This window comes from Mesorhizobium sp. KR9-304 (assembly GCF_040049215.1).
GTDB lineage: Bacteria > Pseudomonadota > Alphaproteobacteria > Rhizobiales > Rhizobiaceae > Mesorhizobium_K.
The window spans coordinates 564,755-591,423 of the sequence record NZ_JBDZDN010000003.1 but is presented as its reverse complement, the minus strand read 5'-3'; the positions used below and the strand labels follow the sequence as shown (position 1 = coordinate 591,423).

At 63.8% G+C, this 26,669-nt stretch carries 21 protein-coding genes, 2 tRNA genes and 1 pseudogene; 6 read left to right on the top strand and 18 right to left on the bottom strand.

Annotated elements, in window-relative coordinates; translation table 11 throughout:
• Positions 1 to 10 precede the first annotated feature (10 nt).
• Positions 11 to 3,415: an AsmA-like C-terminal region-containing protein gene (locus ABLE71_RS19075; protein WP_348785030.1), complete on the bottom strand. Its 3,405-nt coding sequence runs from the start codon at positions 3,413 to 3,415 to the stop codon at positions 11 to 13.
• A 95-nt stretch (positions 3,416 to 3,510) separates the two neighbouring features.
• Here ABLE71_RS19075 and ABLE71_RS19070 point away from each other — a divergent pair, with 95 nt between their 5' ends.
• Both ABLE71_RS19070 and ABLE71_RS19065 read left to right on the top strand, forming a co-directional pair.
• Positions 3,511 to 3,978, top strand: a complete 468-nt coding sequence (locus ABLE71_RS19070; protein WP_348785029.1) for a peroxiredoxin — start codon at positions 3,511 to 3,513, stop codon at positions 3,976 to 3,978.
• A 327-nt stretch (positions 3,979 to 4,305) separates the two neighbouring features.
• Entirely contained in the window at positions 4,306 to 5,571 is a 1,266-nt protein-coding gene (locus ABLE71_RS19065) for a M23 family metallopeptidase (protein WP_348785028.1), read from the top strand.
• 10 nt (positions 5,572 to 5,581) lie between these two features.
• Here ABLE71_RS19065 and ABLE71_RS19060 read toward each other — a convergent pair whose 3' ends face one another.
• The 13 genes from ABLE71_RS19060 to ABLE71_RS19000 all read right to left on the bottom strand — a co-directional run bounded on the left by ABLE71_RS19060 (position 5,582) and on the right by ABLE71_RS19000 (position 20,490).
• On the bottom strand, positions 5,582 to 5,890 hold the full coding sequence (locus ABLE71_RS19060) for a Dabb family protein (RefSeq protein ID WP_348785027.1): 309 nt from the start codon (positions 5,888 to 5,890) through the stop codon (positions 5,582 to 5,584).
• Between the two features lie 431 nt (positions 5,891 to 6,321).
• Complete coding sequence (locus ABLE71_RS19055; protein WP_348785026.1) at positions 6,322 to 7,953, bottom strand: GMC family oxidoreductase N-terminal domain-containing protein; 1,632 nt, start codon at positions 7,951 to 7,953, stop codon at positions 6,322 to 6,324.
• Positions 7,954 to 7,963: 10 nt separating this feature from the next.
• The gene (locus ABLE71_RS19050; RefSeq protein ID WP_348785025.1) at positions 7,964 to 8,725 is read right to left on the bottom strand and encodes a 3-ketoacyl-ACP reductase; all 762 of its coding nucleotides are present in this window, start codon (positions 8,723 to 8,725) and stop codon (positions 7,964 to 7,966) included.
• Entirely contained in the window at positions 8,722 to 10,227 is a 1,506-nt protein-coding gene (locus ABLE71_RS19045; RefSeq protein ID WP_348785024.1) for a GMC family oxidoreductase, read from the bottom strand. The genes ABLE71_RS19050 and ABLE71_RS19045 overlap by 4 nt, the downstream gene beginning before the upstream one ends.
• 3 nt (positions 10,228 to 10,230) lie before the next feature.
• A complete protein-coding gene (locus tag ABLE71_RS19040) occupies positions 10,231 to 11,346 on the bottom strand; it encodes an ABC transporter ATP-binding protein (RefSeq protein WP_348785023.1) in 1,116 nt (371 codons plus the stop codon).
• 4 nt (positions 11,347 to 11,350) lie between these two features.
• Positions 11,351 to 12,232, bottom strand: a complete 882-nt coding sequence (locus tag ABLE71_RS19035; RefSeq protein ID WP_348785022.1) for a carbohydrate ABC transporter permease — start codon at positions 12,230 to 12,232, stop codon at positions 11,351 to 11,353.
• Positions 12,229 to 13,149 carry a sugar ABC transporter permease gene (locus tag ABLE71_RS19030; protein ID WP_348785021.1) on the bottom strand — a complete coding sequence of 307 codons (921 nt, stop codon included), beginning with the start codon at positions 13,147 to 13,149 and terminating at the stop codon, positions 12,229 to 12,231. Before ABLE71_RS19030 ends, ABLE71_RS19035 begins: the two co-directional genes overlap by 4 nt.
• A 64-nt stretch (positions 13,150 to 13,213) precedes the next feature.
• On the bottom strand, positions 13,214 to 14,461 hold the full coding sequence (locus ABLE71_RS19025; RefSeq protein WP_348785168.1) for an ABC transporter substrate-binding protein: 1,248 nt from the start codon (positions 14,459 to 14,461) through the stop codon (positions 13,214 to 13,216).
• A gap of 62 nt (positions 14,462 to 14,523) precedes the next feature.
• On the bottom strand, positions 14,524 to 16,035 hold the full coding sequence (locus tag ABLE71_RS19020; RefSeq protein ID WP_348785020.1) for an aldehyde dehydrogenase family protein: 1,512 nt from the start codon (positions 16,033 to 16,035) through the stop codon (positions 14,524 to 14,526).
• A 25-nt stretch (positions 16,036 to 16,060) separates the two neighbouring features.
• The gene (locus ABLE71_RS19015) at positions 16,061 to 16,834 is read right to left on the bottom strand and encodes an enoyl-CoA hydratase/isomerase family protein (protein WP_348785019.1); all 774 of its coding nucleotides are present in this window, start codon (positions 16,832 to 16,834) and stop codon (positions 16,061 to 16,063) included.
• Positions 16,827 to 18,440, bottom strand: coding sequence for an acyl CoA:acetate/3-ketoacid CoA transferase (locus tag ABLE71_RS19010; protein ID WP_348785018.1), 1,614 nt, complete (start codon positions 18,438 to 18,440; stop codon positions 16,827 to 16,829). Before ABLE71_RS19010 ends, ABLE71_RS19015 begins: the two co-directional genes overlap by 8 nt.
• Positions 18,437 to 19,450 (bottom strand): Gfo/Idh/MocA family oxidoreductase, encoded by a 1,014-nt coding sequence (locus ABLE71_RS19005; RefSeq protein WP_348785017.1) that lies wholly within the window; start codon positions 19,448 to 19,450, stop codon positions 18,437 to 18,439. The genes ABLE71_RS19010 and ABLE71_RS19005 overlap by 4 nt, the downstream gene beginning before the upstream one ends.
• A complete protein-coding gene (locus ABLE71_RS19000) occupies positions 19,447 to 20,490 on the bottom strand; it encodes a LacI family DNA-binding transcriptional regulator (RefSeq protein WP_348785016.1) in 1,044 nt (347 codons plus the stop codon). Before ABLE71_RS19000 ends, ABLE71_RS19005 begins: the two co-directional genes overlap by 4 nt.
• A gap of 200 nt (positions 20,491 to 20,690) precedes the next feature.
• Here ABLE71_RS19000 and ABLE71_RS18995 point away from each other — a divergent pair, with 200 nt between their 5' ends.
• Positions 20,691 to 21,854: a dihydrodipicolinate synthase family protein gene (locus tag ABLE71_RS18995; protein ID WP_348785015.1), complete on the top strand. Its 1,164-nt coding sequence runs from the start codon at positions 20,691 to 20,693 to the stop codon at positions 21,852 to 21,854.
• A 9-nt stretch (positions 21,855 to 21,863) separates the two neighbouring features.
• On the opposite strand, the gene ABLE71_RS18990 is transcribed toward ABLE71_RS18995, so the two are convergent.
• A complete protein-coding gene (locus ABLE71_RS18990; RefSeq protein ID WP_348785014.1) occupies positions 21,864 to 22,172 on the bottom strand; it encodes a hypothetical protein in 309 nt (102 codons plus the stop codon).
• A gap of 135 nt (positions 22,173 to 22,307) precedes the next feature.
• Positions 22,308 to 22,577, bottom strand: coding sequence for a DUF1488 family protein (locus tag ABLE71_RS18985; RefSeq protein WP_348785013.1), 270 nt, complete (start codon positions 22,575 to 22,577; stop codon positions 22,308 to 22,310).
• A gap of 758 nt (positions 22,578 to 23,335) precedes the next feature.
• Between ABLE71_RS18985 and ABLE71_RS18980 the strand changes: the two are divergent.
• Positions 23,336 to 23,431: pseudogene (locus tag ABLE71_RS18980) on the top strand (hypothetical protein); the annotation flags it as partial.
• A 126-nt stretch (positions 23,432 to 23,557) separates the two neighbouring features.
• Here ABLE71_RS18980 and ABLE71_RS18975 read toward each other — a convergent pair.
• Positions 23,558 to 23,633 (bottom strand) — tRNA-Val (locus ABLE71_RS18975).
• A gap of 221 nt (positions 23,634 to 23,854) precedes the next feature.
• Between ABLE71_RS18975 and ABLE71_RS18970 the strand changes: the two genes are divergently transcribed.
• Together ABLE71_RS18970 and ABLE71_RS18965 are read left to right on the top strand one after the other, a co-directional pair.
• Positions 23,855 to 23,931, top strand: a tRNA-Asp gene (locus tag ABLE71_RS18970).
• A gap of 262 nt (positions 23,932 to 24,193) precedes the next feature.
• Complete coding sequence (locus tag ABLE71_RS18965; protein WP_348785012.1) at positions 24,194 to 25,378, top strand: hypothetical protein; 1,185 nt, start codon at positions 24,194 to 24,196, stop codon at positions 25,376 to 25,378.
• Here the strand turns inward: ABLE71_RS18965 and ABLE71_RS18960 are convergent.
• Positions 25,375 to 26,520: an acyltransferase family protein gene (locus ABLE71_RS18960; RefSeq protein ID WP_348785011.1), complete on the bottom strand. Its 1,146-nt coding sequence runs from the start codon at positions 26,518 to 26,520 to the stop codon at positions 25,375 to 25,377. The two genes, ABLE71_RS18965 and ABLE71_RS18960, sit on opposite strands and share 4 nt — an antisense overlap.
• Positions 26,521 to 26,669: the final 149 nt, after the last annotated feature.

Sequence of the window (26,669 nt, the reverse complement as noted above, 5' to 3'; positions counted from 1 at the left end):
ACGCTAGGCGTCACTGAAACTCGAAGATCGAGCGGAAGATTCCGGGCGCGATCACCGAAAGCGGGTTAATCTGCACAGCGGGCGAATCCGCGTCGCCCTCTAGCTTGAAGGTGACGCCGATCAGGCCTCTGTCGCGGCCGTTGCCGAGCAGAACGCCGATGATCGGAATCTCGCCGAAGATGCGATTGAGGCCATAAGCGGGCATGAATGTGCCGGTCATGTCCATGTTGCCCTTCGGGTCGTAGAGCATGCCCTGGAACGTCGCGCCCACGAGAGGACCGCGCAGCACGCCGTCGGACAGGCGCAGGTAGCCGGGGCCTTTCTCGATCCTGGAATAGCAACGCTCGAAATTGACGCGCGACGTGTCGATGTCTCGCTTGACGGCCTGGTTGAGGCTGCGGTCGCCGCCGGGCGGGGTGGTCGAGACGATCGAGCTCAGACGCGGCTCGTTGACCAGCACGAAGTCTCGCGCATCGACCTGGCCAGTCATCGGTCCGTCCGTGCCGCCCTTGAGCGTCAGTTCGATCTTGCCGCCCTCCATATGTTCGTAGATATCCAGGAACCTGAGGATCGCGCCGCCGTCGGCCGATGTCATGCGCATGGTGCGGCCGCCATCATCGGCGCCATTGCGCAGCTCAACCTTGGCGCCTGAACTCGCCACCGCGTTGACCTCGAGCCGAACGACTTTGTCGCCGACGCCGCTGTATTCGAGCTTGATGTCGGAAAGCTTTTCGTCATGAAAGCCGGTAACCGTTTTCACGTCCACGCTGACCGACACCGATCCGCCTTCCGTGGCCTTGGTTGCGGTGCTCGAGTCCGCCGTGAACTGCCTCACGACGGAGCGCGCATCGAGCGACTCGCCCTTGATGTCGACCGCATAGCCCTTGCCGGACTGCTTCACGGTGATGGCGACGTCGTCGTTGCGGTTGAGCCTCACCCTAGTGAAATCCGCTTGCGACAGGCTGCCGTCCGAAAGCGCGACGGAGCCTACTATGCCGAAGGTCGCTCCGCTGAGATTGAAGTCCGACAGCGTCGACCTGCCGTCCGCATTTTCGAGCACGAAGCTGACACTGCTCGCGATGCCCGGACCCTTCGTCCAGCCAGCCCACGGAATGTTGAGCTGCGCGCCGGTGAGATCGGCTTCGACCAGCCGCTTGCCTCCCCCCTTCGCATCGACGCGGACCTTCACGGGGCCCTCGACCAAGCCCGCAAGGCCCGGAACCACCGCATCGCGCGTCGTCTCGTCGAGGGTCAGCGTTATCAGGCGCTTCCGCTCGATGTCGCTCGCGCCAAGCGGCTCGACGGCGTCGATCTCGGCCGCGACGCCGCTGAGCTTGGCCTTGGCGGCGATCACGGCCTGCGTCTTTTCGACGGCAATCGTACCCTCCGCCTCGGAGACGATCTGGCCGTCGATCGGCTTGGAGATCGAAAGGTCCTTGTAGTTCAAAGCGACAAGCCAGTTCAGTCGGTCCCGGTCGACACCCTTCTGGAGCGGGATGTCGGCCTTGACGTTGCCGGTGACCTGACCGCCGGTGAAGTCATCCGCCACGAGACCCGCGTGACGCATCGCGTTGATCGGATCGTAGGATGCGAGTTCCGCCACCGCCGGCGCGTCACCCGCGACGTCGATATCGAGCGAGCCTATGACCGGCGGCACGTTCGCCCGCTGGATCGAGAGCTTGCCGTTGCTCGCCGCCACGGTGCGCCCGCTCGGCAGGAAAACTGTTCCAGACGAAAGCGCGATCTCGACGTCGTTGCCTTTGTAGTCGACCGTGCCCGTCGCGTCCCGCACCGGCGGGATCAGGCCGGCAGTGTCGAAGCGGGCGCCTTCAAGCTGGAATGTGCCAAACGATTCATCGGCCGAAAGCGGGACACCGTTGCCGGCGCGGCCAGGCTCGACGCGGAACTGAAGCTGCCCATCCGAAACCCTGCCGCCAAACACATTGTTGAGCACCCAGTTCCTGGCGCCGCGCGCCGAGAACCAGGGCCAGAGCTGCTTGACCTGCGAGACCGGCATGTCGTGCACGTTGAAGGCCACGGAAACGCCGGTCGCCTTCCCTTCCACGAAGCGCATCGAGGCCGTGCCGAGCGCCTCGCCGCGGCCGCCCTTGACCACGATCTCGTCGGCGGACAGGATCCTGTCCTCGGGTAGGTAGACGCCGGCCAACTGCAGCGCCGTGATCATTGCCGGCTCGGGCGAGCCTTCCGGGGCGATGGTCGACCGGGCGCTGACGAGGTTGAACCTGTATGCGGGCTTGTCGCCGGCATTGCCGGTCGGCGGGCGCGGGCCGAAGATGCCCTTGAAATCGAGCACGGAGCGGCCGACCGCGGCGCGCAGTCTTTCGACCTCGATCCGGTCGGCGCCCTCACTGAACCTCGCCGTCAGGTCCAGGTCACCAGACAGAACGCCCCGGGTCTTTCCAAGATCAACCGCCGAGTTGGCGAGCTTCAGCGAAGCGTTGAGCTGGGACTGCCGGTTGCTGTTTCCCTCGGCTCCGGCGAGCTTCAGTTCGACCGCGCCGAGCCGGCTGCCGCTTTTCTCGACGGCCTCGGCATCTTCAACCGCCTGTGATGCAGCCGTCAGTTCGAGGTTGGAGATCTGGCGGGTCGCAGCGTCGCGCGTGGCGCTGGCCGCGACCTCCACGGTGCGGCCGGCGATCTCGATCTCGGACGACAAGGCGACGCTATCGCCGGTGGCCTCCGCAAGCACGGATCGAACGACATTGATGCTGGCTACGCCCTCGCCCGCCGGGAAGACGAGCTCGACATTGTCGAGCCCGATACGCCTGAGCGATTTCGAGCCCATCGCGTCCAGGGCCTGATGCACCGAAGCGAAAACGGCCTTCGCGACGAGATCGGGCTCGATCAGGCCGATGTCGTTGCGGATCGCGGCTGCCCAATCGGAGCCTGCGCCCGTCCGCATACCGTCGACCATGATGCGTGCGTCGGACAGCCTGGCGCTGGAGACGCGTACCTCCCCCGTCAGGAGCGGCAGCAGGCGGACGCCCAAACGCACCGCACCAGCCTGGGCAATCGCCTTGCCGTCGGAGGTTCTCTTAAGGCTGACGTCGCGAACCTCTATCGCCAGGAAACGCATGCCGTCGAGGGTGATGCGCGCAGGTCCGACCGAAGCGTCGACATCCAGGCCGCCGGCCCGTTCCAGCGCCTCCTCGGCAGCGATGCGAAGCCGCTCCGAGCCGATGCCCGAAGCGCCGAGAGCGTAGAGCGCCAGCATCGCGACAAGCACGAGCGAAGCCAGGCCGCCTAAGGTGAAGAGAAGGGTCTTCCTCGCATTTTTCGGGAGCCATTGCCGCGCCGGCCTGGCTTCGGTCCCGGCGGAGGGATAACGAGCGAGATCGGTGATCTCGTCGCGCCTGAACCTTATTTTCTCGTGCTTGGGTAGTTCGTGCTCCACACGATTTTCCGTATCTCGCGTCAGCGCCGTAGACGACTCCTGCCGCAACACTATATGCCTGTGGCCGTTCATGTAACCCGATCAAGGGCATAGCCATGGCCGAATTGACACCAGGAGACGATGCGCCGCGCTTCTCGCTGCCTGCCGACGGCGGCGGAAAGGTCCGGCTGACAGACCTTCGCGGCAAAATCGTGGTGCTGTTCTTTTATCCGCAGGACGACACCGAGACCTGCACGGCGGAAGCCATCGATTTTTCGAGGCTCGACGCCGAATTCAAGGAGGCGGGAGCGGTGGTGATCGGCGTCTCGCCCGATAGCCCGAAGAAGCACGAAAAATTCAAGTCGAAACACGGGCTTGCGATGCCGCTGGTCGCCGACGAAGCGCGCGAGGCGATCGAAGCCTATGGCGTCTGGGCGGAGAAGACCATGTTCGGGCGCAAATATATGGGCGTCGTCCGCTCCACCTTCCTGATCGACCGCGCGGGCAAGATCGCCGCGATTTGGCGCAAAGTAAGGGTACCCGACCACGCCAACGAGGTGCTGGCGGCCGCAAAGCGACTCTGACCGCTTTCGAGACGTGGAACAATTTTCTGGCCGCGGCGTTTCCTCACCTGAAATCATCGTGGGAGAACAACATGTTACGCGGAGTGCTTCTGTGGATGCTCGGGATTCCAATTCCCATCATCATCCTGCTGTGGCTTTTCCTCGATTAAGCCGCATGCAAAACCTTTCATACGCGTAGTCGCGTAGACGCCCTCGTTCCTGCTGACCTCGGAACGAGGGCTTCGTTTTTGCCTTCATGCCGGAAACGCCGCCGGCGAAGGGCTTTGTTAACCCTAACGATGTGTAATCGGCCTTATCGCAATTGTAGCGGTATGGACGCTCGCGCCAGTGGCAGAGACAAGTCGGTCAACGGTCTTCGGCAGACGCAAGGAACCGCACACGGTCATTATCGCGCGCGGCGACCACATCCGTCATTTTCAGGTGCGTCCGTGGGTCGTCGCGCTCGCCGGCTCGGCATTCGCCGCGATGGCCATCGGCTATCTCCTGGCGACCTCCTATCTCGTGTTCAGGGACGATCTGATCGACGCGACCTCCGCGAGACAGGCACGGCTGCAGCAGGCCTACGAAGACCGCATCTCAGCGTTGCGCGCGCAGGTCGACCGCATCACCAGCCGGCAGATGCTCGACCAGCAACTGATGGAGACGAAGGTCGGCGAGCTGCTGGAACGCCAGACCCAACTGACCCAGCGCCACGGCCGCCTGGGCCCAATCCTCGACCGCGCCGAGGCGGAAGCGGCAACCTTGCCGCCAGCCGCCCCCCTGCCGCCGCACAAGCCGGATGTCCGCGCAGAGTCGGCGGGCCGGTCGCCGGACTTCTCACTGGCCAGCGCGGCGACGACACCTTTTTCCTTCTGGTCGACGCGCAATTCTGAGGCGCCCGGCGAGACGTCGGCGGATCGGGCCGACAGGCTGTTCGTCGCCATCAACCTGTCGCTGCGCACGATCGAGTCCGAACAGCTGACCCGCATCAATACGCTCGCGGAGGACGCCTACCAGACGGCGGACGCGATCTCCAACGTGCTCGAAGACGCCGGCCTGCCTGTCGACATCGACGACGGCAAGAGCGGCATAGGCGGTCCGTTGGTAACGATCAGCAATCCCGCGCTGTTCGATACAAAGGTCAAGGAACTCGACGAAGCGCTTGATCTGCTTGACAGAATGAAGTCCGAGGCACGTCGTCTGCCGATTGCCAACCCCTCGCCCGGACATTCGGTCTCCAGCACGTTCGGTGTGCGCAAGGATCCGCTGCTCGGTTCGCCGGCCATGCATTCGGGTATAGATTTCCGGGCGCCTATGGGCTCCGATGCTCGTGTCACCGCGGCGGGCACGGTTGTCACCGCGGGCTGGAACGGCGGTTACGGCCGCATGGTCGAGGTGCAGCACGCAGGCGGCTTCACAACCCGCTACGGCCATCTCAGCAAGGTACTGGTCAAGAAGGGCCAGCAGGTTTCCGCCGGCGCTGTCGTCGGCAAGGTCGGCAGCAGCGGCCGCTCTACGGGCCCGCACCTGCACTACGAAGTCCGCCGCAACGGCGACGCGCTCAATCCGGTTCGCTTCCTGAAGGCCGGCAAGAAGGTCAGCCAGTATCTCTAGCTGACAGCCGTTACGCCTCGATGTCGAACACAAAGAGCCTTTCGGTGCCGCCATCTATGGCGGCGACGAGCCGCGCGCCGGCCTTCTGGTGGTCGGGATGCACGAGATAGGCGTCACGCGCGGCGGCGTCACGGAAGTCGATGGTGAAGCCGTCGGTGAAACCGCGCGCAAAAGGCTCGGGGCTGACATTGGCGCCGAAGCGCATCTCGCCCATGCCGTCGACGACATTACTGAGCGCGTCGAGTTCGGCGTGGATCGCCTCCCGTTCGGCCGCCCCAACGCTGGAGCGGAACGCGTAGAAAACGCAATGTCTGATCATCCAGTATTTCCAGTCAAGGCAGAGGCACGTCGCGGCTTACGGCATAACCCTCCCATGGCGAATCCGCCAGAGAGCGACCTCGTACCTCTCACTGGAGCGAGCAAGCTAACGCAGCGGTGTTTCCTTGCGATCGGGCAACGGATCGACGAAGACAAGCAGCCTAACGGCAACCGCCGCCAGCAGCAGGCCGATCACGACGCCCACACCAATTCCCACCCAAAACATCGGCCCCACTCCCCAGCAAAGGCCTTCTCGGATGGGCAGACTGTATCAGAAATTGCTAAAGTTTGGTAGCAGGCTAATTTTCGGTAACGAGAATGTCAGCGTGCCATTGCGACAGACTTGGCCAAGCCCGACGCCGGTTGCCGGCCAGGCAGGATATTGATGCAACGCAAACGATTGCGTTTTCCACTGACCAAGCTGGTCTGAGCTCACGCCGCCGAACGGCTCTGCGAAAACACAACCGGCGGCAGCGGCTCGCGACCGAGGATAATGTCGGAGCCCTTCTCGCCGACCATGATGGTCGGCGCGTTGGTGTTGGACGACGGCACGCGCGGCATGATCGAGGCATCGCAGACGCGCAGGCCTTCGATGCCGCGCAGCTTCAGGTCCGGCGTCACAACGGCCATCGCGTCATGCCCCATGCGGCAGGTGCCGACCGGATGGTGGTCGGTCTTGGCGCTGCGGCAGGCATAGTCGAACAGTTCGTCGTCCGTCTTCAGCGAGGGACCGGGCAGCACCTCGCGCTCGACGAAGGGTTTCAGCGCGCTCTGGCGCATGATGTCGCGCGCGATGCGCAAGCCCTTGATCGAGATCTCGCGATCATAGGGATCGGCCCAGTAGTTCGGATCGATGAGCGGCGCGACAGCCGGATCGGAACTCGACAGCCTGACCGATCCGCGGGAGCGCGGGCGCAGGAAGGCAGAGTTCAGCGTAACGCCGGGGTTCTTCAGCTTCTCGACGCCGGCCTCGATGCCGGAACCGAGGCCGAGATGGAACTGAATGTCGGGCTGCGCTGCCGTCCGGTCGGCGTACCAGAAGCCGCCGGTCTCGAAGAGGCTCGACGCAACCGGCCCCTTCCTGAACAGAAGATATTGCAGGCCGGCCCAGGCCGAGCGGTGGAGTTTTGCGTAGTTATCGTAGGTGAAGTCGCCGGAGCATTCGGCGATGACGAAAAGGTCGAGGTGGTCCTGCAGGTTCGCGCCGACGCCGGGCAGGTCGTGCACCGGCTCGATGCCGACCGACTTGAGGTGGTCGGCCGGGCCGATGCCCGAGAGCATCAGGAGTTTTGGCGATCCAATCGCGCCGGAACTGACGATGACCTCGCGGTTCGCGCGCAGGATCTCGGGCTGGCCGCCGGGTTTGGCGACGATCTCGACGCCGGTCGCCCTGCCCTTCTCGACGACCACCCGCGTGACCATGATTCCGGTGCGGACGGCGAGGTTCTTGCGGTCGCGGATCGGCTTAAGATAGGCGACGGAGGCCGAGGAGCGGCGGGCGTTTCTCTGCGTGAGCTGGTAGTACCCGACGCCCTCCTGGCGGGCGCCGTTGAAGTCGGGATTGAAGGGGATGCCCATCTCCTGGCCGGCGCGGAAATAGGCCTCGCAGATCGGCAGCGGCGCGATCGGGTTGGAGACGCCCAGCGGACCCTGATCGCCATGGAAGTCGTTGGCATAGCGCTCGTTGTTCTCGGCGCGCTTGAAATAGGGCAGTACGTCGCGATAGCCCCAGCCGGGAAGGCCTTCTTCCTTCTCCCAGGCGTCGTAGTCGCGCGCGTTGCCGCGGGTGTAGATCTGCGCGTTGATGGACGAGCCGCCACCGATCACCTTGGCCTGGGTGTAGCGGAAGACGCGGTCCTTCATGTGTTTCTGCGGCACGGTCGACCAGCCCCAAGACGCGATGCCCTTGGTCATTTTGGCGAAGCCTGCAGGCATATGGATCAGCGGATGCCAGTCGCCTCCGCCGGCTTCGAGAAGCAGCACGGAAATTGCCGGATCCTCGCTCAGCCGGTTGGCGAGCACGCAGCCCGCAGGCCCACCGCCGACGATGATGAAATCGGTCATTTCACACCTTCTAGAGACGCCGCACCGACAGCGCGCCGTCGACATTGAGGATCGAGCCGGTGGCGAAGCCGAGCGTGCCGGCGGCGAGCGTTGCGACCGCCAAGCCGACATCCGCCGCCTCGCCCCAGCGGCGTGAGGGCACCAGTCCCTGCCCGATCAAGCCATCGTATTTTTCCGCCGCGGCCGCTGTCATGTCGGTGCGGATGATGCCGGGCCTCACCTCGAAGACGCCGATGCCATCGGCGGCCAACCGCAGCGCGAGGTTCTTGATCCACATGGAAAGCCCCGCCTTGGAGACGCAATAGTCCGGCCGCTCGGGCGACGCGAACTCCGCGCTGACCGACGTGATGGTGACGATCGAGCGGCCGTCCTTGGCAGGCGCGGCGAGCATGGCGCGGGCGACGGCTTGCGAGAAAAAAATCGTGCCGCGCAGATTGACCGAGAGAACGCGGTCGAAGTTCTCCGGCGCGAGGTCGAGGAGGTCTCCGCGCACGGGCGAGGCCATGCCGGCGTTGTTGACCAGGCAGTCGATGGCGCCGAACTCCTTCCCGGCGGTCTCGATTACGCTGGCATGGGTCGAGAGGTCGGAGAGGTCAAAGGCGCGGTAGGCAAGCCGGCCGTTGTTGCGCTCGACGCCGGCATGGAGTTCATCGCTCGGAGCCGGCGCGAGGTCGCCGGCGAGGATGTCGAAGCCGGAGGCGGCGAGAGCCTCGGCGATGGCAAGCCCGATGCCGCGATTGGCCCCGGTGACGATTGCGGCGCGGCGGGTCATGCTCCCAGCTCCGTTCTGCGGATGTGGTCGGCGACACGAAGCGCCTGCGCGGCGACCGTGAGCGACGGATTGACCGCCGCCGACGTGGGCAGGAAGCCGGCGTCGACGACGAAGAGGTTTTCGTGGTCGAAGCTGCGGCACCACGGGTCGCAGACATAGTCAGCGGGATCGCTTCCGATCCGCGTCGTGCCGCATTGATGCGACGGCAGGCGGCCGTCCACGAGTTGGCTGAGCAGGATGGGGTATCCCGCCGCCCGCATGCGCTCCTTGACCCTGGCGACCAAGGTTTCGTGCGCTTTCATGTTCGAGAAGCGCCATTCGAGGATGACCTGCGATCCGTCGAGCCGCACCCGGCTTTCCTTGCGCGGCAGGTCTTCCGAAACCAGATACCAGTCCACGGAGCGGCGGCTGAGCATATTCAGCGCGAATTCGGGAACGGCGCGCAGACGGCTTTTCAGAATCTGCCCGGTCACGCGGCCGAGCAGTTGAACCTGGCCGAGCGGTCCCGATCCATTGCCGTCGCCGAAATAGAAATCGTTGAAGTGTATGGTCTTCTGGTAGACCGAATCGTTGACCGTACGGGGGTCGACGGCGAGCATGAACGTCGCGTTGTGGTTCATGAAGTTGCGGCCGACCTGATCCGAGCTGTTGGCGAGTCCGTCAGGGTTGCGTCCGTCCGCCGAACTCAAGAGCAGCGTTGCGGAACGGATGGCGCCGGCCGACAGGATCACCAGCCTAGGCGAGAGGCGCCTCTCCTCACCGTTCTGGCGATAGACGATCGAGGCGATGCGGTTCTTCTCGTCGGTCTCCAGCCTGACAACGTCCGCACCGGTCTGCAGATCGATGTAGGGATCCTTGAGTGCTTCAGCCAGACCGCAGCTCTCGGCATCCATCTTGCCGGTCAGCGTGTCGGGGTAGGCGTCGAACGGCGTTTTGGCGCGGGCAAGCCAGCGGTCGATGTCCAACCCGAGCGGCAGGCTGGCCGGATGCAATCCTACCGAACTCAGGCGCTCACGGACTTTCGCGATGGCCGGTTCGTCGGGAACGGGCGGGAAAGGATAGTCGCGGGAATGGAACGGCTCGGTGGGGTCTTCGTCTGTCGTTCCCCTGACCTGATAGAGCTGCTCGGCCCTTGAGTACCAGGGTTCCAGTTCCTCATAGGGGAACGGCCAGGCCGGCGACACGCCGCCGCCGGGGAATTCAAGCTCGGCAAAATCCTCCCTGCGGTAGCGAAACAGCACCGCGCCATAGAACTTCGTGTTGCCGCCGACGACATGATAGTTGCCCGGGTTGAACGGCCTGCCCTCGGCGTCGAGCCACATTTCTTTCGGACGGAAATACCCGCGCTGGAAGATGGCGCGGGCATCGCGCGTCTCGGGCGAGTCGAGCAGGCGCTCACCCTTCTCCAGGATGGTCACCTTCGCGCCACTGCCCGCCAGGCCGGCAGCCACCGTGGCGCCGCCCATGCCGGAGCCGATGATGACGATGTCGGGCGAGCCCATCGGCTAGTGAATCCGCGCTTCCGTCGCCGGATCGAAGAACACGGTCTTGGTCAGGTTGAAGGTCAGGGGGGTGACGGTGCCGGGCTGGACATTGGCGTCGGCGCGTAGGCGCGCCACCACGCCCTTGCCGCCGAGATTGGTGACGGCGAAGGTGTCGGAGCCGGCCGGCTCGACGACCTCGATGTGGAGGTCGGCGGTGGCGGTGCTCGAAGCGTTGCGGTCGGCGCCGTCGGGGTCGGTCAGCGCCTCCGGGCGTACCCCGAAGATCACCTGCTTGCCCTGGAAGGCAGCGAGGCCCGCGGGTGGGTTAGTGAGGGCGAGCGACACCGCAGGACGGCCTTCACGCTCAAAGTTGGCTGTCAGCGCGTTGCCGTCGGTGCCGATGGTCGCCGGGACGAGGTTCATCGCCGGCGAGCCCATGAAGTCGGCGACGAACATGTTGACCGGGTTGTTGTATATCTCGGCCGGCGTGCCGAATTGCTGCAGGATGCCGTCCTTCAGCACCGCGATCTTGGTCGCCAGCGTCATCGCCTCGATCTGGTCGTGGGTGACGTAGACGATGGTGGTCTTCATGCGCTGGTGGAGCCGCTTGATCTCGGTGCGCATGTCGATGCGCAGTTTTGCGTCGAGATTGGACAGCGGCTCGTCGAAGAGGAAGACCTGCGGATCGCGCACGAGCGCACGGCCCATGGCGACGCGCTGGCGCTGGCCGCCCGAGAGCTGCGACGGCTTGCGGTCGAGCAGGTGACCGATCTGCAGCATGTCGGCGACCTTGGCGATCGCCGCCTCGCGCTCGGGCTTGGGCACGCCGCGGATCTCCATGCCAAAGGCAATGTTCCCTGACACCGTCATGTTCGGGTAAAGCGCGTAGGACTGGAAGACCATCGCGATGTCGCGCTTGGACGGATGGAGGCCCGCGACATCGCGGCCGGCGATCCTGATCTCGCCGCCGGTGATGGGTTCCAAACCCGCGATGGTGTTGAGGAGCGTGGACTTGCCGCAGCCGGACGGGCCGACCAGCACGAGGAAGCCGCCCTCCTCGATCTCCAGCGACACGTCCTTCAGGATACGCGTTGCGCCGAAGGACTTTTCGAGATTCTTGATCTGCAGGAAGGACATGGTTCTATCCCTTGACCGCACCGGCCATCAGGCCGCGCACGAAATAGCGTCCGGAGACGACGTAGACGATGAGCGTGGGAAGCGCGGCCAGGATCGCGCCGGCGAAATGCACGTTGTATTCCTTCACGCCCGTCGACGAGTTGACGAGGTTGTTCAGCGCCACCGTGATCGGGATGGAATCGAAGCTGGAAAAGGACGATCCGAACAGGAAGTCGTTCCAGATGTTGGTGAACTGCCAGATGACTGTGACGACGATGATCGGCCCCGACGAGGGCAAAAGGATGCGCCGGAATATCTGGAAGAAGGAGGCGCCGTCGATCTGTGCGGCCCGCACCAGCTCGGTCGGGAAGGCTTCGTAGTAGTTGCGGAAGAACAGCGTGGTGAAGCCGAGGCCATAGATGGCGTGGATCAGCACCAGACCGGTGATGGTGCCGGCAAGCCCGGTGAGGCCGAGGATGCGGGCCGACGGGATCAGCACGATCTGGAACGGAATGAAGCAGGCGAGCAGCATCAGACCGAACACGATCGTGTCGCCCTTGAAGCGCCATTTGGTCAGCACGTAACCGTTGAGCGCACCAAGGATGGTGGAGAGCGCGACGGCCGGCACGACCATGAGGATGGAGTTCAGGAAATAGGGCTTGAGGCCGGTCGGCGAAACGCCGATCTGCGCCGTCGACCAGGCGGAAAGCCAGGGCGCAATCGTCCATTGCCGCGGCAGGTTCAGCATGTTGCCTTCGCGAATCTCGTCGAGCGGCTTCAGCGAGTTCACCACCATCACGTAGAGCGGTAGCAGGTAGTAGACCGCGAAGATGAGGAGCAGCGAATAGATCAGCGCGCGGGCAAAAATGCCGGTGCGGGTGGCGTTGTCCTGCGAGACGGCGCTCATTGGCGGCGCCCTCCCCTGAGTTCGGAGTAGAGATACGGCACGATGATGGAGAAGATCATCATCATCATGATGATCGCCGACGACGCGCCCATCGCCATCTCGTTGCGGCCGAAGGTGAACTTCTGCATGAACAAAGCCGGCGTCCAGGTGGCGGTGCCCGGGCCGCCGTCGGTCATGGCGACGACGAGGTCGTAGGACTTGATCGCAAGGTGCGCGAGCACGACGAAGGCCGACAGGAAGACCGGCCGCATCAGCGGGATGATGATGCGGCGATAGATGGTGACGGTCGAGGCGCCGTCGATCTGCGCGGCCTTGATGATCTCGTTGTCGACGCCGCGCAGGCCGGCAAGGAACATCGCCATGACGAAGCCTGAGGACTGCCAGACTGCGGCAATGACGATGGTGTAGATGGCGAACTTGCCCTCCTTGATCCAACGGAAGGAAAAGCTCTCCCAGCCCCAGCTGTGCATGACATGCTCGAGGCCGATGCCGGGGTCGAGGAACCATTTCCACGCGACGCCGGTGACGATGAAGGAAAGCGCCATCGGGTAGAGGTAGATCGGGCGGAGGACGCCCTCGCCGCGGATCTTCTGGTCGAGCAGTATGGCCAGGCCGAGGCCGAGCACACTGCAAACGACGATGTAGAGCGTGGCGAAGATCGCCAGGTTCTTCAGCGCGGTGATCCAGTTGGGGTGGTTGAAGAGGCGCACATAATTGCCGAAGCCGACCCAGGTGGAGAAGTCGGGCAAGAGCTTGGAGCCGGTGAAGGACAGCACGCCGGTGAAGACGATGAAGCCGTAGACGAACAAAAGGATGAGCGCGAAGCTCGGCGCAAGCACCAGCTTCGGCAGCCATTCCTGCAATGTGGCGCGCGGGTTTGCCGCCACGCGCGGCGCGGCTACGCTGATGGTCGCCATGTCCCTGTCCTCGATCGGTGGAAGAGTGCCCCGGCTTAAGCGCCGGGGCACAGATCGCTTGAGGTCAACCCTTGGCCGCAGCTACGGCCTCGGCCAGCGCCGCAGCGGCGGCAGCCGAGTCTAGTTCGCCGTTGAAGTGGCGGGTGATCACGTCATACATGGCGTTCTTCACCGCCGCCGGGTTGGCATGGCCGTGGGCCATCGAGCCGAAAAGCTTGCCGTTCTTGTCGGCTTCGGCGAGGTCGGCCATGGCCTTCTTGCCGCAGTCGTCGAACGCATCGTTCGGCACGTCGGTGCGCGCAGGCGCCGAACCCTTGACGACGTTGAACGCCGACTGGAATGCCGGATCCTCGATCGCCGACGCCATCTTCAGCTGAGCGCCCTTGTTGGCGTCGCCCACCTGGAACATCATGAACTGGTCGGAGTTGAAGGTGACCGACCCTTGTGTGCCCGGGAAGCGGATGCAGACGAAGTCCGTGCCCGGCTTCTGGCCGGCCTTGAGGAACTCGCCCTTGGCCCAGTCGCCCATGAACTGCATGCCGGCCTTGCCTTCGATGACCATGGCGGAAGCGAGGTTCCAGTCACGACCCGAGAAGTCGGCGTCGACATATTCCTTGAGCTTGCCCATCTTGTCGAAGACCGCGACCATCTGTTCACCGCTGAGCGCGGCCGGATCGAGGTCGATCATCGAGGCCTTGTAGAAGTCGGTGCCCTGCGAGAGCACGACGGCGTCGAAGATCGTCGCGTCCTGCCAGGCCTGGCCGCCGTGGCCGATTGGCGAGATGCCGTTCGCCTTCATGGCGTCGAGGACCACGATCAGCTCGTCCCAGGTCTCGGGAGCCTTGCCGCCGGCGGCGTCAAGGGCCTTCTTGTTGATCCACACCCAGTTGGTCGAGTGGACGTTCACAGGAGCGGCGATCCACTTGCCGTCATACTTCGAGAAGGCCTGGAGAGCGGCCGGAACCACGGCATCCCAGTTCTCCTTCGCGGCAACCTCGCCGAGATCGCCGACCACGCCCTGCTTGGCCCAGTCGGTGATGTCGAAGCCGAGCGCCTGCACGGCGGTCGGCGGGTTGCCGGCCGTGACACGGGCACGCAGCGCGGTCATCGCCGCCTCGCCGCCGCCGCCGGCGACGGGCATGTCTTTCCAGGTGACGCCCTGGGCTTCGAGGTTCTTCTTGAGAACGTCGAGCGCGGCGGCTTCACCGCCCGACGTCCACCAGTGCAGGACCTCGACTTCCTCGGCAAATGTCGGCGCGGCATAGGCCGTGAGCGCCGTCGAAAGCATCGTTCCGATAAGCAGTTTACGCAACATGATGTACCTCCCAAAGTTGCGGTTACACGACCGGCGGACACCGCCGGGTTCTTCCCAACTCAGCCAACCCACCAACCGGTGCGCTGGCCGCGATGAAACTGGATGGTCTTCTCCTCGGTGTAGTCCTCCACGGCGCGCTTTCCCAGTTCACGCCCGAGGCCGGACTGCTTGTATCCTCCGAAGGGCAGTTCGGGATAACCGTCCATGAAGGTGTTGACCCACACCGTTCCCGTACGGACGCCGCGCGCTACCGTCATGCAGGTGTCGATGTCCTTCGACCACACGCCTGCAGAGAGACCATAAGGCGTGTTATTGGCGATGCGCAACGCCTCTTCAATCGTTTTAAACGAGAGCACGGAGAGCACCGGGCCAAACACTTCCTCACGGGCGATCGCCATGCCTTCGGTCACTCCCGCGACGATGGTCGGGTCGAGATATTGACCCGCGCTGGATGCCCTGGCGTCACCGCCGGAAAGCACACTGGCGCCCTCGCCTTTTGCCGTCGAAACGTAGCCGGAGACCTTAGTCAGATGGTCGGTCGAGATCATGGCTCCGACCTTGGTGAGGTCATCGAGCGGATCGCCGACGCGGACCTTTGCGGTGAGCGTTTTCACCGCTGCGAGAAAATCGTCTGCTATGGCCTCATGCACGATGAGCCGGCTGCCGGCGTTGCAGCACTCGCCGGCGTTGAAGAAACCGCCGAAGACGGCTGCGTCGGCGGCGGCCTCCAGGTCGCCATCCGGAAACACGATCTGGCCGTTCTTGCCGCCGAGTTCCATCGACACCTTCTTCAGCGACTGCGCCGCGCTCGCCATGGTCAGCTTGCCGACACGGGTCGAGCCGGTGAAGGAGACCATCTCGACCAGCGGATGCGAAACCATCGGCGCGCCGACATCGGCGCCGAGGCCGGCAATGACGTTGACAACACCTGAAGGAACGCCGGCTTCGAGCAGTATGTCGCCGAGCACGAAGGTCGACGCCGAGGTCATCTCCGAGGGCTTCACGACGGCGGTGCAGCCGGCGGCGAGCGCGAAGGGCAGCTTCTGGCTGACGATCAGGAACGGAAAATTCCATGGCGTGATGATCGAGACGACGCCGATCGGTTCGCGCAGCACCACGCCGAGCATGGCGTCGCCGAGATTGGCGTAGGATTCGCCATGCAGCGTGCGGGCAAGCGAGGCGGCGTAGCGCCAGATGTCGACGGCGCCGCCGATCTCGCCACGCGCCTGGGCGATCGGCTTTCCGGATTCCAGCGCATCGAGGCGGGCGATGTCTTCAAGCCGCGCCTCGATCAGATCGGCCGCTTTGAGGAGGATTCCGGCGCGCTCGGCGGCCTTCATGCGCGGCCAGGGGCCACTCTCGAAGGCACTGTGCGCGGCCTTCACGGCCAGATCTACGTCCTTCTCGCTCGCCTGCGCATAACGCGAGACGACGAAGCCGTGGCCGGGGCTCCGGCGCTCCAGCGAGCGGCCGTCGGCGGCGTCGACATGCTTGCCGTCGATGAGCAGCTTGTAGCTCGTCGGGCCAGCGGCGGCCTCGGCTGGCATTGAGATATTGAGCGGAGCGTTCATTGAGAAATCGAGTCCGGTTTCGTCTCTAGCTTCTTGAAAATGCTAGCTTCTGTTTGTTTCTGAATGCTTCGACGCCCATCTTTAGGTCGCCGGTCGACGCGATGAATCCGCTGGCAAGCGCTTCGATCGCGGCAGCGCTTTCCTCACCCTCTGCGACTGATATCATCAGCTTGGCGACCTCGGTGGCGAGCGGCCCGCGCTCTGCGATCTTTTCCGCCCATGCCTTCGCCTCGGCCAGCGCCGCGCCCGTCTCGACGACGCGGTCGACGACGCCCGATGCCAGCGCCTCGGGTGCAAGCAGGATCTCGCCGCCAAGCGCAAGCCGCCGGACGGTCTGCGCGCCGAAACGGCGCACCGCACGCTGCGTGCCAGACCAGCCGGGCACCACGCCGATCGACGTCTCCGGGAAGCCGAGTTTCACCTGACGTTCGGCGAGGCGGAAGTCGCAGGCGGCGGCAAGCTCCAGTCCGCCGCCGAGAGCGTGGCCGCAAAGCACGGCGATTGTGGGTTGGCGCAGCCGCGCCAGGCGGTCGAAGACGCGGTGGCCGTAACGTACCCACTTGACCTGAAAATCGGCAGCACTCATCGCGGACCACGCCTCGACATCGCCGCCCGAACAAAAGCCCTTGCCCTCGCCGCATAGCAACACGACGCGCACACCTTCCGCCTCCTCGGCGGCGTCAAGCGCGGTCTCGAGCGCGCGCAGCATGGGGATGTCGAGCGCGTTAAATTTTTCCGGGCGGCGCAGCGTGACGATGCCAAGCGCGCCGTCCTGTTCGAAGGTGACGAGTTCAGACATGCGCCGCCTCCATGGGAACGCGCGCGGGCTTGCGCGGCAGCGTCAAGCCGATCGGCGCTTCGGCGAACAGGCAGGCATCCATCGTCTTCAGGTCGGGCGAGACGATCAGCGGGAATTCGGACTGGTCGAGAATGTGCGTCTGCAAATCAGCGCCAGGCGCAATCTCGGTGAGCACGATACCCTCCCGCGACAGTTTCATCACGGCACGTTCGGTGACGTAGGTCACATTCTGGCCCTGCTCGACGCCACGCCTGCCCGAGAAGGTAACGTGCTCGACTTCGTTGACCAGTTTCTTCAGCTTGCCGTCCTTCTCGATGACCAGCTTGCCGCCTTCGACGTTCAGCTTCGCGCCCGCGTTGAACATGCCTGAGAAGACGATCTTTTTCGCCCGCGCGGTGATGTCGACGAAACCGCCGGCGCCAGCCGTCACATGCGGGCGGAAGGAGAGCTTCGAGACGTTCACCGAACCGCTGCGGTCGATCTCCAGGAAGGAGAGCAGCGAGGCGTCGAAGCCAGCACCCTGGAAATAGGTGAACTGATAGGGCGACGGCATGAAGGCGTCGGCATTCGACGCGCAGCCGAAGGCGAAGTCGAGCAGCGGCACGCCGCCGACGGCGCCCTGCTCGATGACCCAGGTGACTTCGCCGTGCAGGCCTTCCTCCAGGAGGATGCGCGGCACGTTGGCCGAGATGCCGAAGCCCAGATTGACGGCGCTGCCCGCCTCAAGCTCGCGGGCGACGCGGCGGGCGATGACCTTCTGGATATTGAACTCGGGCACGCGGAAGCTTTCCAGCGGGCGGAAGATCTCGCCGGATATGGCGGGATCGTAAAGTGTCTGCGTGGTCTGCTTCTGGTCGGGATCGACGACGACATAGTCGACCAGCATGCCGGGCACGCGCACGTCATGCGGGCGCAGCGACCCGTCCTTGGTGACCCGCTTGACCTGCGCAATGACGATGCCGCCATTGTTGCGGGCGGCGAGCGCCTGATCGAGCCCGCCGAGATAGGCACCCTCATGCTCGTAGGTGAGGTTGCCGCGCTCGTCGGCGGTGGTGGCGCGGATGATCGCGATTTCCGGGGCAATGGCAGGGAAATAAAGCCAGTCCTCGCCCTCGAAGACAATCTTCCTGACGATCGGCTCGGCGGCGGCCCTTTCGTTCATCGCGCAGCCCTGTCGGTCAGGGTCGACGAAGGTGTCGAGCCCGATCTTGGTCAACACGCCGGGGCGCTTTGCGGCGGCCTCTCGGTGCATGTCGAACATGATGCCCGACGGAACGTTGTAGGCGGCGACCTCCTCGTTGCCGATCATCTTCCAGATCAGCGGCGGCTCGGCGCTCGACGGTCCCGAGGGATAGGAGCCGCCGATGATCTTTTTCAGCAGGCCCTTCTTGGCGATATGGTCGACACCCTTGATGCCGCTCATGTCGCCGGCGGCGATCGGATGCAGCGTGGTGAGGTCGCGCGGATGGCCTTCCTTGTCGAAGCGTTCGCCGATCGCCTTCAGCATCAGGTCGGGACAACCGAGCCCTGAGGACGAGGAGACGGAGACGACCATTCCGTCCCCGATAAGGGACGCGGCCTGGGCTGGGGCGACGACCTTGCTCACGCGATCTCCCCGAGCTTCGGATCGACGGCGACGGCGCGCCCGGTCCTTGCCGACTGCAGCGCGGCCTCGGCGGAGGCCAGCGACCAGACGCCGTCCTCGCCGGTGGCCGACGGTGCCCCCTCGCCGTCTATCGCCTTGTGGAACAGGCCGAGCGAGCGTGCATAGAGATCGCCGCGGTCAAAGGTGAGTTCCTCCTCGCCGCTGGCGGTGCGCAATGTGACCGAGCCGACCGGCTTCTGTGTCATCACGTCCCTGCCGAACAGCGAGCCTTCGCTGCCATGCACCTCGAAGCCGGTGCCGGCGAATCTGGTGGTGAAGCCCTCATGCGACTGCGCGATTACGCCGGACCTGAAGCGCCAGATGCACATGGCGCCGTCCTCCAGCCCGCCCGCCGCCATCCCGGCCGACTGGGTGAACGCAGAAACCTCGACCGGGTCGCTGCCCAGCACGAAGCGGAGCGTGTCGGCGTCATGCACGGTGATGTCGAGCACCACGCCGCCGCCCGCCTCGGGTTTCGAGATGCGCCAGCCCTGGAGATTCTCGGGCAGATAGACGGAGTGGAAGACGCGCGCGGCGATCGGCTTACCTATGCGGCCTGAGGCAATCGCCTCGCGCATGGCGCGGTGCGCGCCGGCATTGCGCAGATGATGGTTGGTGCCCATGACGACGCCCGCAGCCTTGCAGGCCGCGACGATCTTCCTGGCATCGGCGCTGGTGAGCGCAAGCGGCTTTTCGCAAAGCACATGCTTGCCGGCCTTCGCCGCGGCAAGCGACTGTTCGAGATGCAGCTCGTTGGTGGTCGAGATGTAGACGGCGTCGATGTCGGCGCCGAGGATTGCGTCGAGCGTCGAGAAAGCGGCGGGAATGCCGTTTTCCTTTGCGTAAGACGCCGCGCGGTCGGCGCTGGAGCTCATGACGGCCGCGACTTCGCCGCCCTCGGCGCGAACTGCGCCGATCATGAACTGCCTGGCGATCGTGCTCGCGCCGATCAGGCCCCATCTCACCGTCATGCCACTCCGTCCCTGGATGTATCGAGGTCGGGGCCGCAACTTTCGCGAACCACCAGGTTGACGGCGCCGACATGGTCTTCCGCGCGCGTCGTGCGCGACTGGATCATCTTCAGCACCGAATGGGCGGCGCGCTCACCAAGGCCTGCCGTGTCGACCGAGACGCTGGTCAGCGCGGGCACGTAATGCTGCGCTTCAACCACGTCGTCGAAGCCGACGACGGCGAAGTCGCGCCCCGGCTCCAGGCCGCGCTTGCGCAACGCCAGCATGACGCCGAAGGCGACGGCGTCATTGAAGCAGACCGCGGCGGTCGGCGGGTTCGGCAGCGACAGGGCAGTGTCGAGACAAGCCATGCCGCCTTTGCGGTTGGTCTCGCCCTCGACGATCGTGATGTCCTGAGTGGCGATACCATGCGCCTCGCAGGCATCGCGAAACCCGTCGGCACGTTCATGGTAGACGACCATGTCGGAGAAGCCGCCGAAGAAGGCGAGCCGGCGGTGGCCCTTGCGGATAAGATGCGCGGCGGCGAGCGTGGCGCCGCGGCGATTGTCCGGCACGACGGCCGGCACGCGGCCCTCGCGCAGGCGACGCATCGCAAGCACGACCGGAATGCCGGCCTGCTGCATGCGCCGGAACGCTTCAGCCGTCGTGCCGCGCGCCGGGGAGACGATGAGGCCGGCGACCCCCTGCTCCATCATCGACTTCAGCACCTCTTCCTGGCGCACGGGATTCTCGGCGGTGTTGGCGATGAAGGGCACGATGCCGGCAGACTGGAAGACGCGCTCCATGCCGACGGCGAGTTCGGCGAAGAAAGGATTGGTCAGGTCGTTGATGACCATGCCGATGACGTTGGAGTGCGACTTGCGCAGATTGGCGGCGCCGCGGTTATAGACGTAGCCGACGTCCTCGATGGCCTTGCGGACCTTGCCTGCGGTCTCGGGGCGGATGAGCCCGCTGCCCTGGAGCACGAGCGAAACGGTCGACTTGGACACGCCGGCTTCGCGCGCAATGTCCAGAATTGTCGCCTTTTCGCGAACGGGCACGGGTTTCCTCCGGGGCTGGTCTTTGCGCCAGCGAATTGGAACGTTCTAATTCTCACGTCCCGTCATGTCAAGCGCACTGGCTGACCAAAGCATCTCACAACCCACCGCTATAGCCGATTTGAGCAGTGGCCTGTTTGACACTTTGGAACGTTCCATATAGTTACGCCGGCATTCGCCCATCGCAGGGAGGTCCACGGCCGATGGCAAAACTCCGTCTTCCGCTCAGCGACGGCTCGATCGAAGACTACTCGACCGGCCCGGCGTCACCGTTTCCGCTGGCGAGCACCACCGCCCTGCCCCGCACGGTCTACGCGGCGGCGCACGTGGTCGCGGACCCGCTGAGAATGACCGACCCGGTTACGTCGCCCGTTGTCGACTGGGATGCGACGCTGAAATTCCGCCACCATCTGTGGGGCCTCGGCATGAAGATCGCCGAGGCGATGGACACGTCGCAGCGCGGCATGGGCCTCGACTGGTCCGGCGCCAAGGAGCTGATCAGCCGCTCCCTGGCCGAGGCAAGAACTGTGGCAGGCGCCGACCTCGCCTGCGGCGCCGGCACCGACCAGCTCGAGCCGGCGAAAACGCGCTCGCTGGACGATGTGATCGCCGCCTATGAGGAGCAGTTCGCCCACATCGAGGCGAATGGCGGCCGCGCGATCATGATGGCGAGCCGCGCGCTCTGCCGCATGGCGAAGTCGCGCGACGATTATCTAAACGTCTACGACCGGATCATTTCCCAGGCAGCCGACAAGGTGATCCTGCACTGGCTGGGAGACATGTTCGACCCCGAGCTTGCCGGCTATTGGGCGAGCCGCGATGTCGACACGGCAATGGCGACCGTGCTCGACCTGATCCGCGCGCATCCCAACAAGATCGAAGGGATAAAAATCTCACTGCTCGAACAGCGGCACGAGGAGAAGCTGCGCGCCGCCCTGCCTGCCGGCGTGAAGATGTATACGGGCGACGATTTCAACTACGCCGACCTGATCGAGGGCGACGGCAAACATGTCTCCCATGCGCTGCTCGGCATATTCGATCCGATCGCGCCGGCTGCAGCCGCAGCACTCCAGCGCCTCGCGGCCGGCGACAACGCGGGCTATCATGCGATCCTCGACCCCACGGTCGCGCTGTCGCGAAAGATCTTCGAGGCGCCGACCCAGTTCTACAAGGCGGGCGTCGTCTTTCTTGCCTGGCTGAACGGCTTCCAGAGCCATTTCCGCATGCTCGGCGGCATGGATGCCGCGCGCGGCGTCGTGCATTATGCCGACGTGTTCCGCCTCGCCGACAAGGCCCACCTGCTCGCCGATCCCGAACTCGCCGCTGCACGCATGAGGCAACTCGCGGCCGTCAACGGGATAGACTGAAGCCGGCCGTCAGCGGTTGCGCCCGGCCCCTGAAGCGCGCACGCATTTGCGCACGGGACAATTGCGCGTGTCGGCTGCCGGTACGCTCTGGAGATCGGCGCGTTGCGACGAACTGCAAAACGTCCTGTCGCGGACGTAGCGGTCATAAAGCACCAGCGACGGATTATCGGGCGCGGGATAGCGCAAGATCGCCGCACCATCCGAGCTGACGGCAGCCTGCACCCTTGCGCAGCTCATCGACGTCGTCTGATAGCGGGAAATCGCCGAGGCCTCGCCGGCGAGCAACAGCACCGGAAGGATTATCGCAAGCCGCCGCACCGGACCCTCGTATCGTTGGCTCCGGACCGACGACCCGAAGCGATGCCGTCTGGCAACCTTAGCAAAGGCGGGTAGAGCGCCGGGATGACAATCTCGTGAGGGTCGGCGGAAATTCGGCGGGCACCCTCTCAGCCTTCAGACATCAGCCGCCGTCAGGGCGTATGTGGTCTTGCGGGTTCGGCCATAAGCCTTGGCCGCAACAGCCTGGACGAACGAGCGGCTGGCGTCGAAGGTCGCCAGATAGTCCCGCTCCGCGTCGGCGCCGTCGAAGCGTTTTCGCGAAATTGCATCGGTGGTGATGGAGAAGGAGATCTGGAACATGCCGTCATGGCCGACAAATCGAATTCTGCCGTGGTCCGGATCGTAGCTACGGCTTGAATTGGGAAATGTCAGTCCCGTGGTCATAACAACCCCGCATAAATCGCATATGCGGAAGCAGAAATGAATACCAGAACCGAGACCTTCATGACTAAATGGAAAGCGTATGCGCTCAAGGCAGCCTCCTGTGTTTTTGTTATATTTTTGGAGTATTTTACCATCGTAACACATATGCATAAGCCTATGTGGATTATTATTTTACACTGATATTTCAACGGCTCCGCATGCCGGCCAGAACTCGGCGTCGCGCCTCACCAATAGTTGGAGAACTGAGTGCCCCCGCAGCCGTCGACAGGCCAAGCCGGCGCGTCCGCAGCCGGATGAGAGGTCAGTGGCAGGCCACTTCGGGCCCGGCTTATTCTTGGCGCCAATGTCAAAGTCACATGCCGAGATAGCTTTGACGCACGGAATCTCGAGTGATGAGATCGGCTGCTTTCCCCTCCATCTCAATCCGGCCACTCTCTAGAACGTAGGCGTACTCGGAAATGCTGAGCGCCGAATAGACATTCTGTTCGACCAGACAGATCGTCATACCCTCCCGACCGATCACGATCAGTCTCTCCATGATTTCGTCAGCCATGATCGGCAACAGGCCGAGGCTCGGCTCATCAAGAAGAAGCAGTGTTGATTTCCGCCGAGAGTTGACCCGGGATTGAGGGATTTTTCCATCGAGAGTGACCCATGTTTGAACCCACCCCTGCTTGATGATTTCAGGGGACATTGGAGTGATAGACATGGCGTTACTGAGCGTTATCCGGCGCTGACATCTGCGGGATGGACTTTCGATCCGGGAGATTGCGCGGCGCACGGGACTGTCGCGGAACACGATCCGCAAATACCTGCGATCCGACGAGGTCGAGCCCCGCTTTCGAGTGCCGCAGCTCAAGCTTGCCAACTGGGTGACAAGCGTGCGGTCGGGTTGCTGGATGGTAGCTAGATCAGAACATATGTCTCAAAATCGGAGGCAACCGTTCTAAGAAAAACAAGCAATTTCAATCGCATGACTTTGGTGGGCGATGACGGGCTCGAACCGCCGACATCTTCGGTGTAAACGAAGCGCTCTACCAACTGAGCTAATCGCCCCAGAAACAGGCTCGAAAATCAGGCCCGGACGTTTAAGCATTTCGGCGTGGCTCCGCAAGCGGAATCGGGGCCGGCGCGGGCTGCGGCCCTTTGCAGCGCGGCGGGATTCCGGAAGCGCTTGCGTCACACGCGGCTAACGTCGCTGCGGCGCTTGACACTCCCGGTCGAACCCCTTATCCAGCCGCCAACGACGCAACACGCCAGTCACGTGCGCGTCATGCGCGGGTGTAGCTCAGTCGGTTAGAGTGCCGGCCTGTCACGCCGGAGGTCGCGGGTTCGAGCCCCGTCACTCGCGCCATTCCTCCACATTCTGCAGGGTTTGCGGCGGGGAACGCGGTTCTCGCGACGGCGCGGCTGGTGGCCTTGCGGTTGCGGACGGGATCGGACAAAGAAAGAACCGCGATTGCCGACCGCGACGATACCGCCTCAGATGGAGTTCCATCCATGCCCGCTGCCGCCGGTGCTGTTGCCTGCCGCTACACAGGGTTGATCGACAAGAACACCTGCCGAGCCTGCCGCGGGCCTGCTGCGCCGACCTGGCCGCACACGGCGAGTTAGCGATGCTGGGAGCCCTGCTTGCTTGGGAACACGGCAGCGGCCGCGGCCATGTCGTCACGTTGAGAACGGTTGCCGAGGCCGTCGGCGACCGTTTCACGTTCGACGCCGCCCTGTGCAAACTGGACTTCGAGAGCGAGCTGGCCGCCCTTTGCAACCCGGTGCAGGGCCCTTGGCTGCCCTTTTCGGACGAGTATAGAAAAGCCCACGGAAACCCGGCTACGTCGACCTGGGGCGAATTCATGGGAGACATGAGCTTCCGCAGCCCCGAAATCCTCCGCGAATGCATCGGCTGGTGGCAAGGGGTCATGAGTGAGTGCGACATCTCCTTGGTCATCGCCGACAGCGCACCGTGTGCGCTGCTGGCTGCACGAGGTCTTGGAATCCCATGCGTTGCAGTGGGTACCGGATATTTGGTTCCGGCTCCGAACATGACGACTTTTCCTATTCTTCTGCCACGTCATTCGACGCGCATTCATGACGAGGCGGAGATCGTCGACACAATCAATTCGGTGGTTCCGGAGTTCGGCATCCCCAGGCTTGCGCGGCTTCCGGAAGTCTATGCCTGCACCGACCAGCTCGTTTTTACGCTGGAGATGCTCGACCCCTACACCGAGTGGCGCTCGCAACCCTTGCTGCCACCGATCATTGGCGGGACAGCAGAACCGGTTTCCGATGGCGATGAGATCTTCATCTATTTTTCGAGCACCGAGAAGTTCGATCCGGGGCTGATGGAGGCAATAAGCTATCTCGGAGCGCCGACCCGCGCCTTCATTCCCGGAATCGACATCAAGGCTGCGGATAACCTCACCCGGCGGGGGATCCACGTCGAGCGATCGCCTGTCCCAATCGACCTCGTGGCGAAGCGTAGCCGGCTGCTGGTCAACGCAGCGCAACCCGGCACGCTCTGCATGGGCCTCGCCTCGGGACTGCCCCACGTGTCCGTGCCGCAGCATCGGGAACAAGAGTACTACGCTAGGGCAGTCGAAGACCGTGGGACCCTAATATCCGTCGACAAGGCGGACAGACGCGCCGGGCGTTTTCGCTCCATCGTGCTTGACGCCTATGAAGACGCCGCAATGGCCCGCCGCGCCAGGGATCTGGCCGATGAGCTCAGGCCACATTTCCAGGCAAACCAGCGCAAGCTGATCAGGCGGAGGATCGCAGCCGTCATGGATCATAGAGTCTAGGCTTCCGCTCGCCTTCTGCGCTTGGGCAGACCGAACAGCGGCCTCAACGCAGGTACCCTACGGAGGACTTCGTATCCCAATATGCAACCAATGACTGTCGCCCCGACCATCGTCGTCGCCTCGATCGCGACAGAAGCCTCGTTCACCGTGAACCAATAGCCGACAAGCACAATGATCGTCTGATGCAGGATGTAGTATGGGAATATTGCCGAGTTCAGATGGGTCAGCGTGGGGCTCGCGCAATTTGCGAACCTGCGCCCAAGGCCAAGCAGCATGACGATGATCGACCAAGCATAAAATTCCCTCAGAAGCAGCACCGCGTTCAGCAATTGCAGGTCCGAGCCCACCGCGAACTGGTTGAGCAATGCCGTCAGCAGCAAGCCGCCCAGAACCAGCGAGAGGAAAATCGATGCCGGCAACGTCCTGTCGACGGCGTTCCAGAAATCCTCACTCTTCGCCGCCGCGAAGCCGATGAGGAAGAATGTGAGCGTTTGTGCGATGTTGGCCCAATCCCCCCACAGGGCAAGCGTTGTCGGGAAGTAGGGATCCAGTGTCACCGCATAAGCGGCGAACGGGAGCGCCGGCACGAAAAGCAGCCGCCACGCGCGCCCTCTTGCCAGCCAAGCGACGAACGATCCACCAAAAGCGGTTGCCGCAGGTCTCAGCAGCGGCAGACACGCCACCGCAATCAACGTGTAGACAAGAATGTAGGCGACATACCAGAGGTGATACCAAGGCGGCGCGACGATCGAGAAGTCGCCGTAGCCGAGATAGTCGCGGTAGAATGCGAAAAAACCCGGCTCGATCTCGCCCAGATAACGAAGTTCTGCGTAGGCTTGCGGCACACAAATCACCGCCATGCCGAACGCCAGAGGGACGAGCAGCCGCGTGAACCGCTCCGGCAGAAATATGCCCAAGGTTGTCTTGTCGATGGCGAAGCGGACCGCTGCGCCCGAAATGAAAAATAAAAGCGCCAACCGCCACGGATTTGTCAGCCCCATGACAGGTTCCAGGAACGGAGCGCTGTAACGGCTCTTCACGATCCAGTCCCAGGTCACGTAGAACATGCCGACGTGATAGAAGATGAGAACACCGAACGCGAATACCCTCAGCCAGTCGAGATCGTATCGCCGCCCCCACACGTCCTCCGGCGGATCCGCTCTCGGACGGGCATCGGGCGCGGATGTCCCGTGTTGCGCAAAGGCATCTGCCGTCGTCATTGCTTAGCTATGGCGACCGCCGTCAAGAAGCCATGGATTGCTTCCTTCGACACAAGGGAAATCGTCCGCCT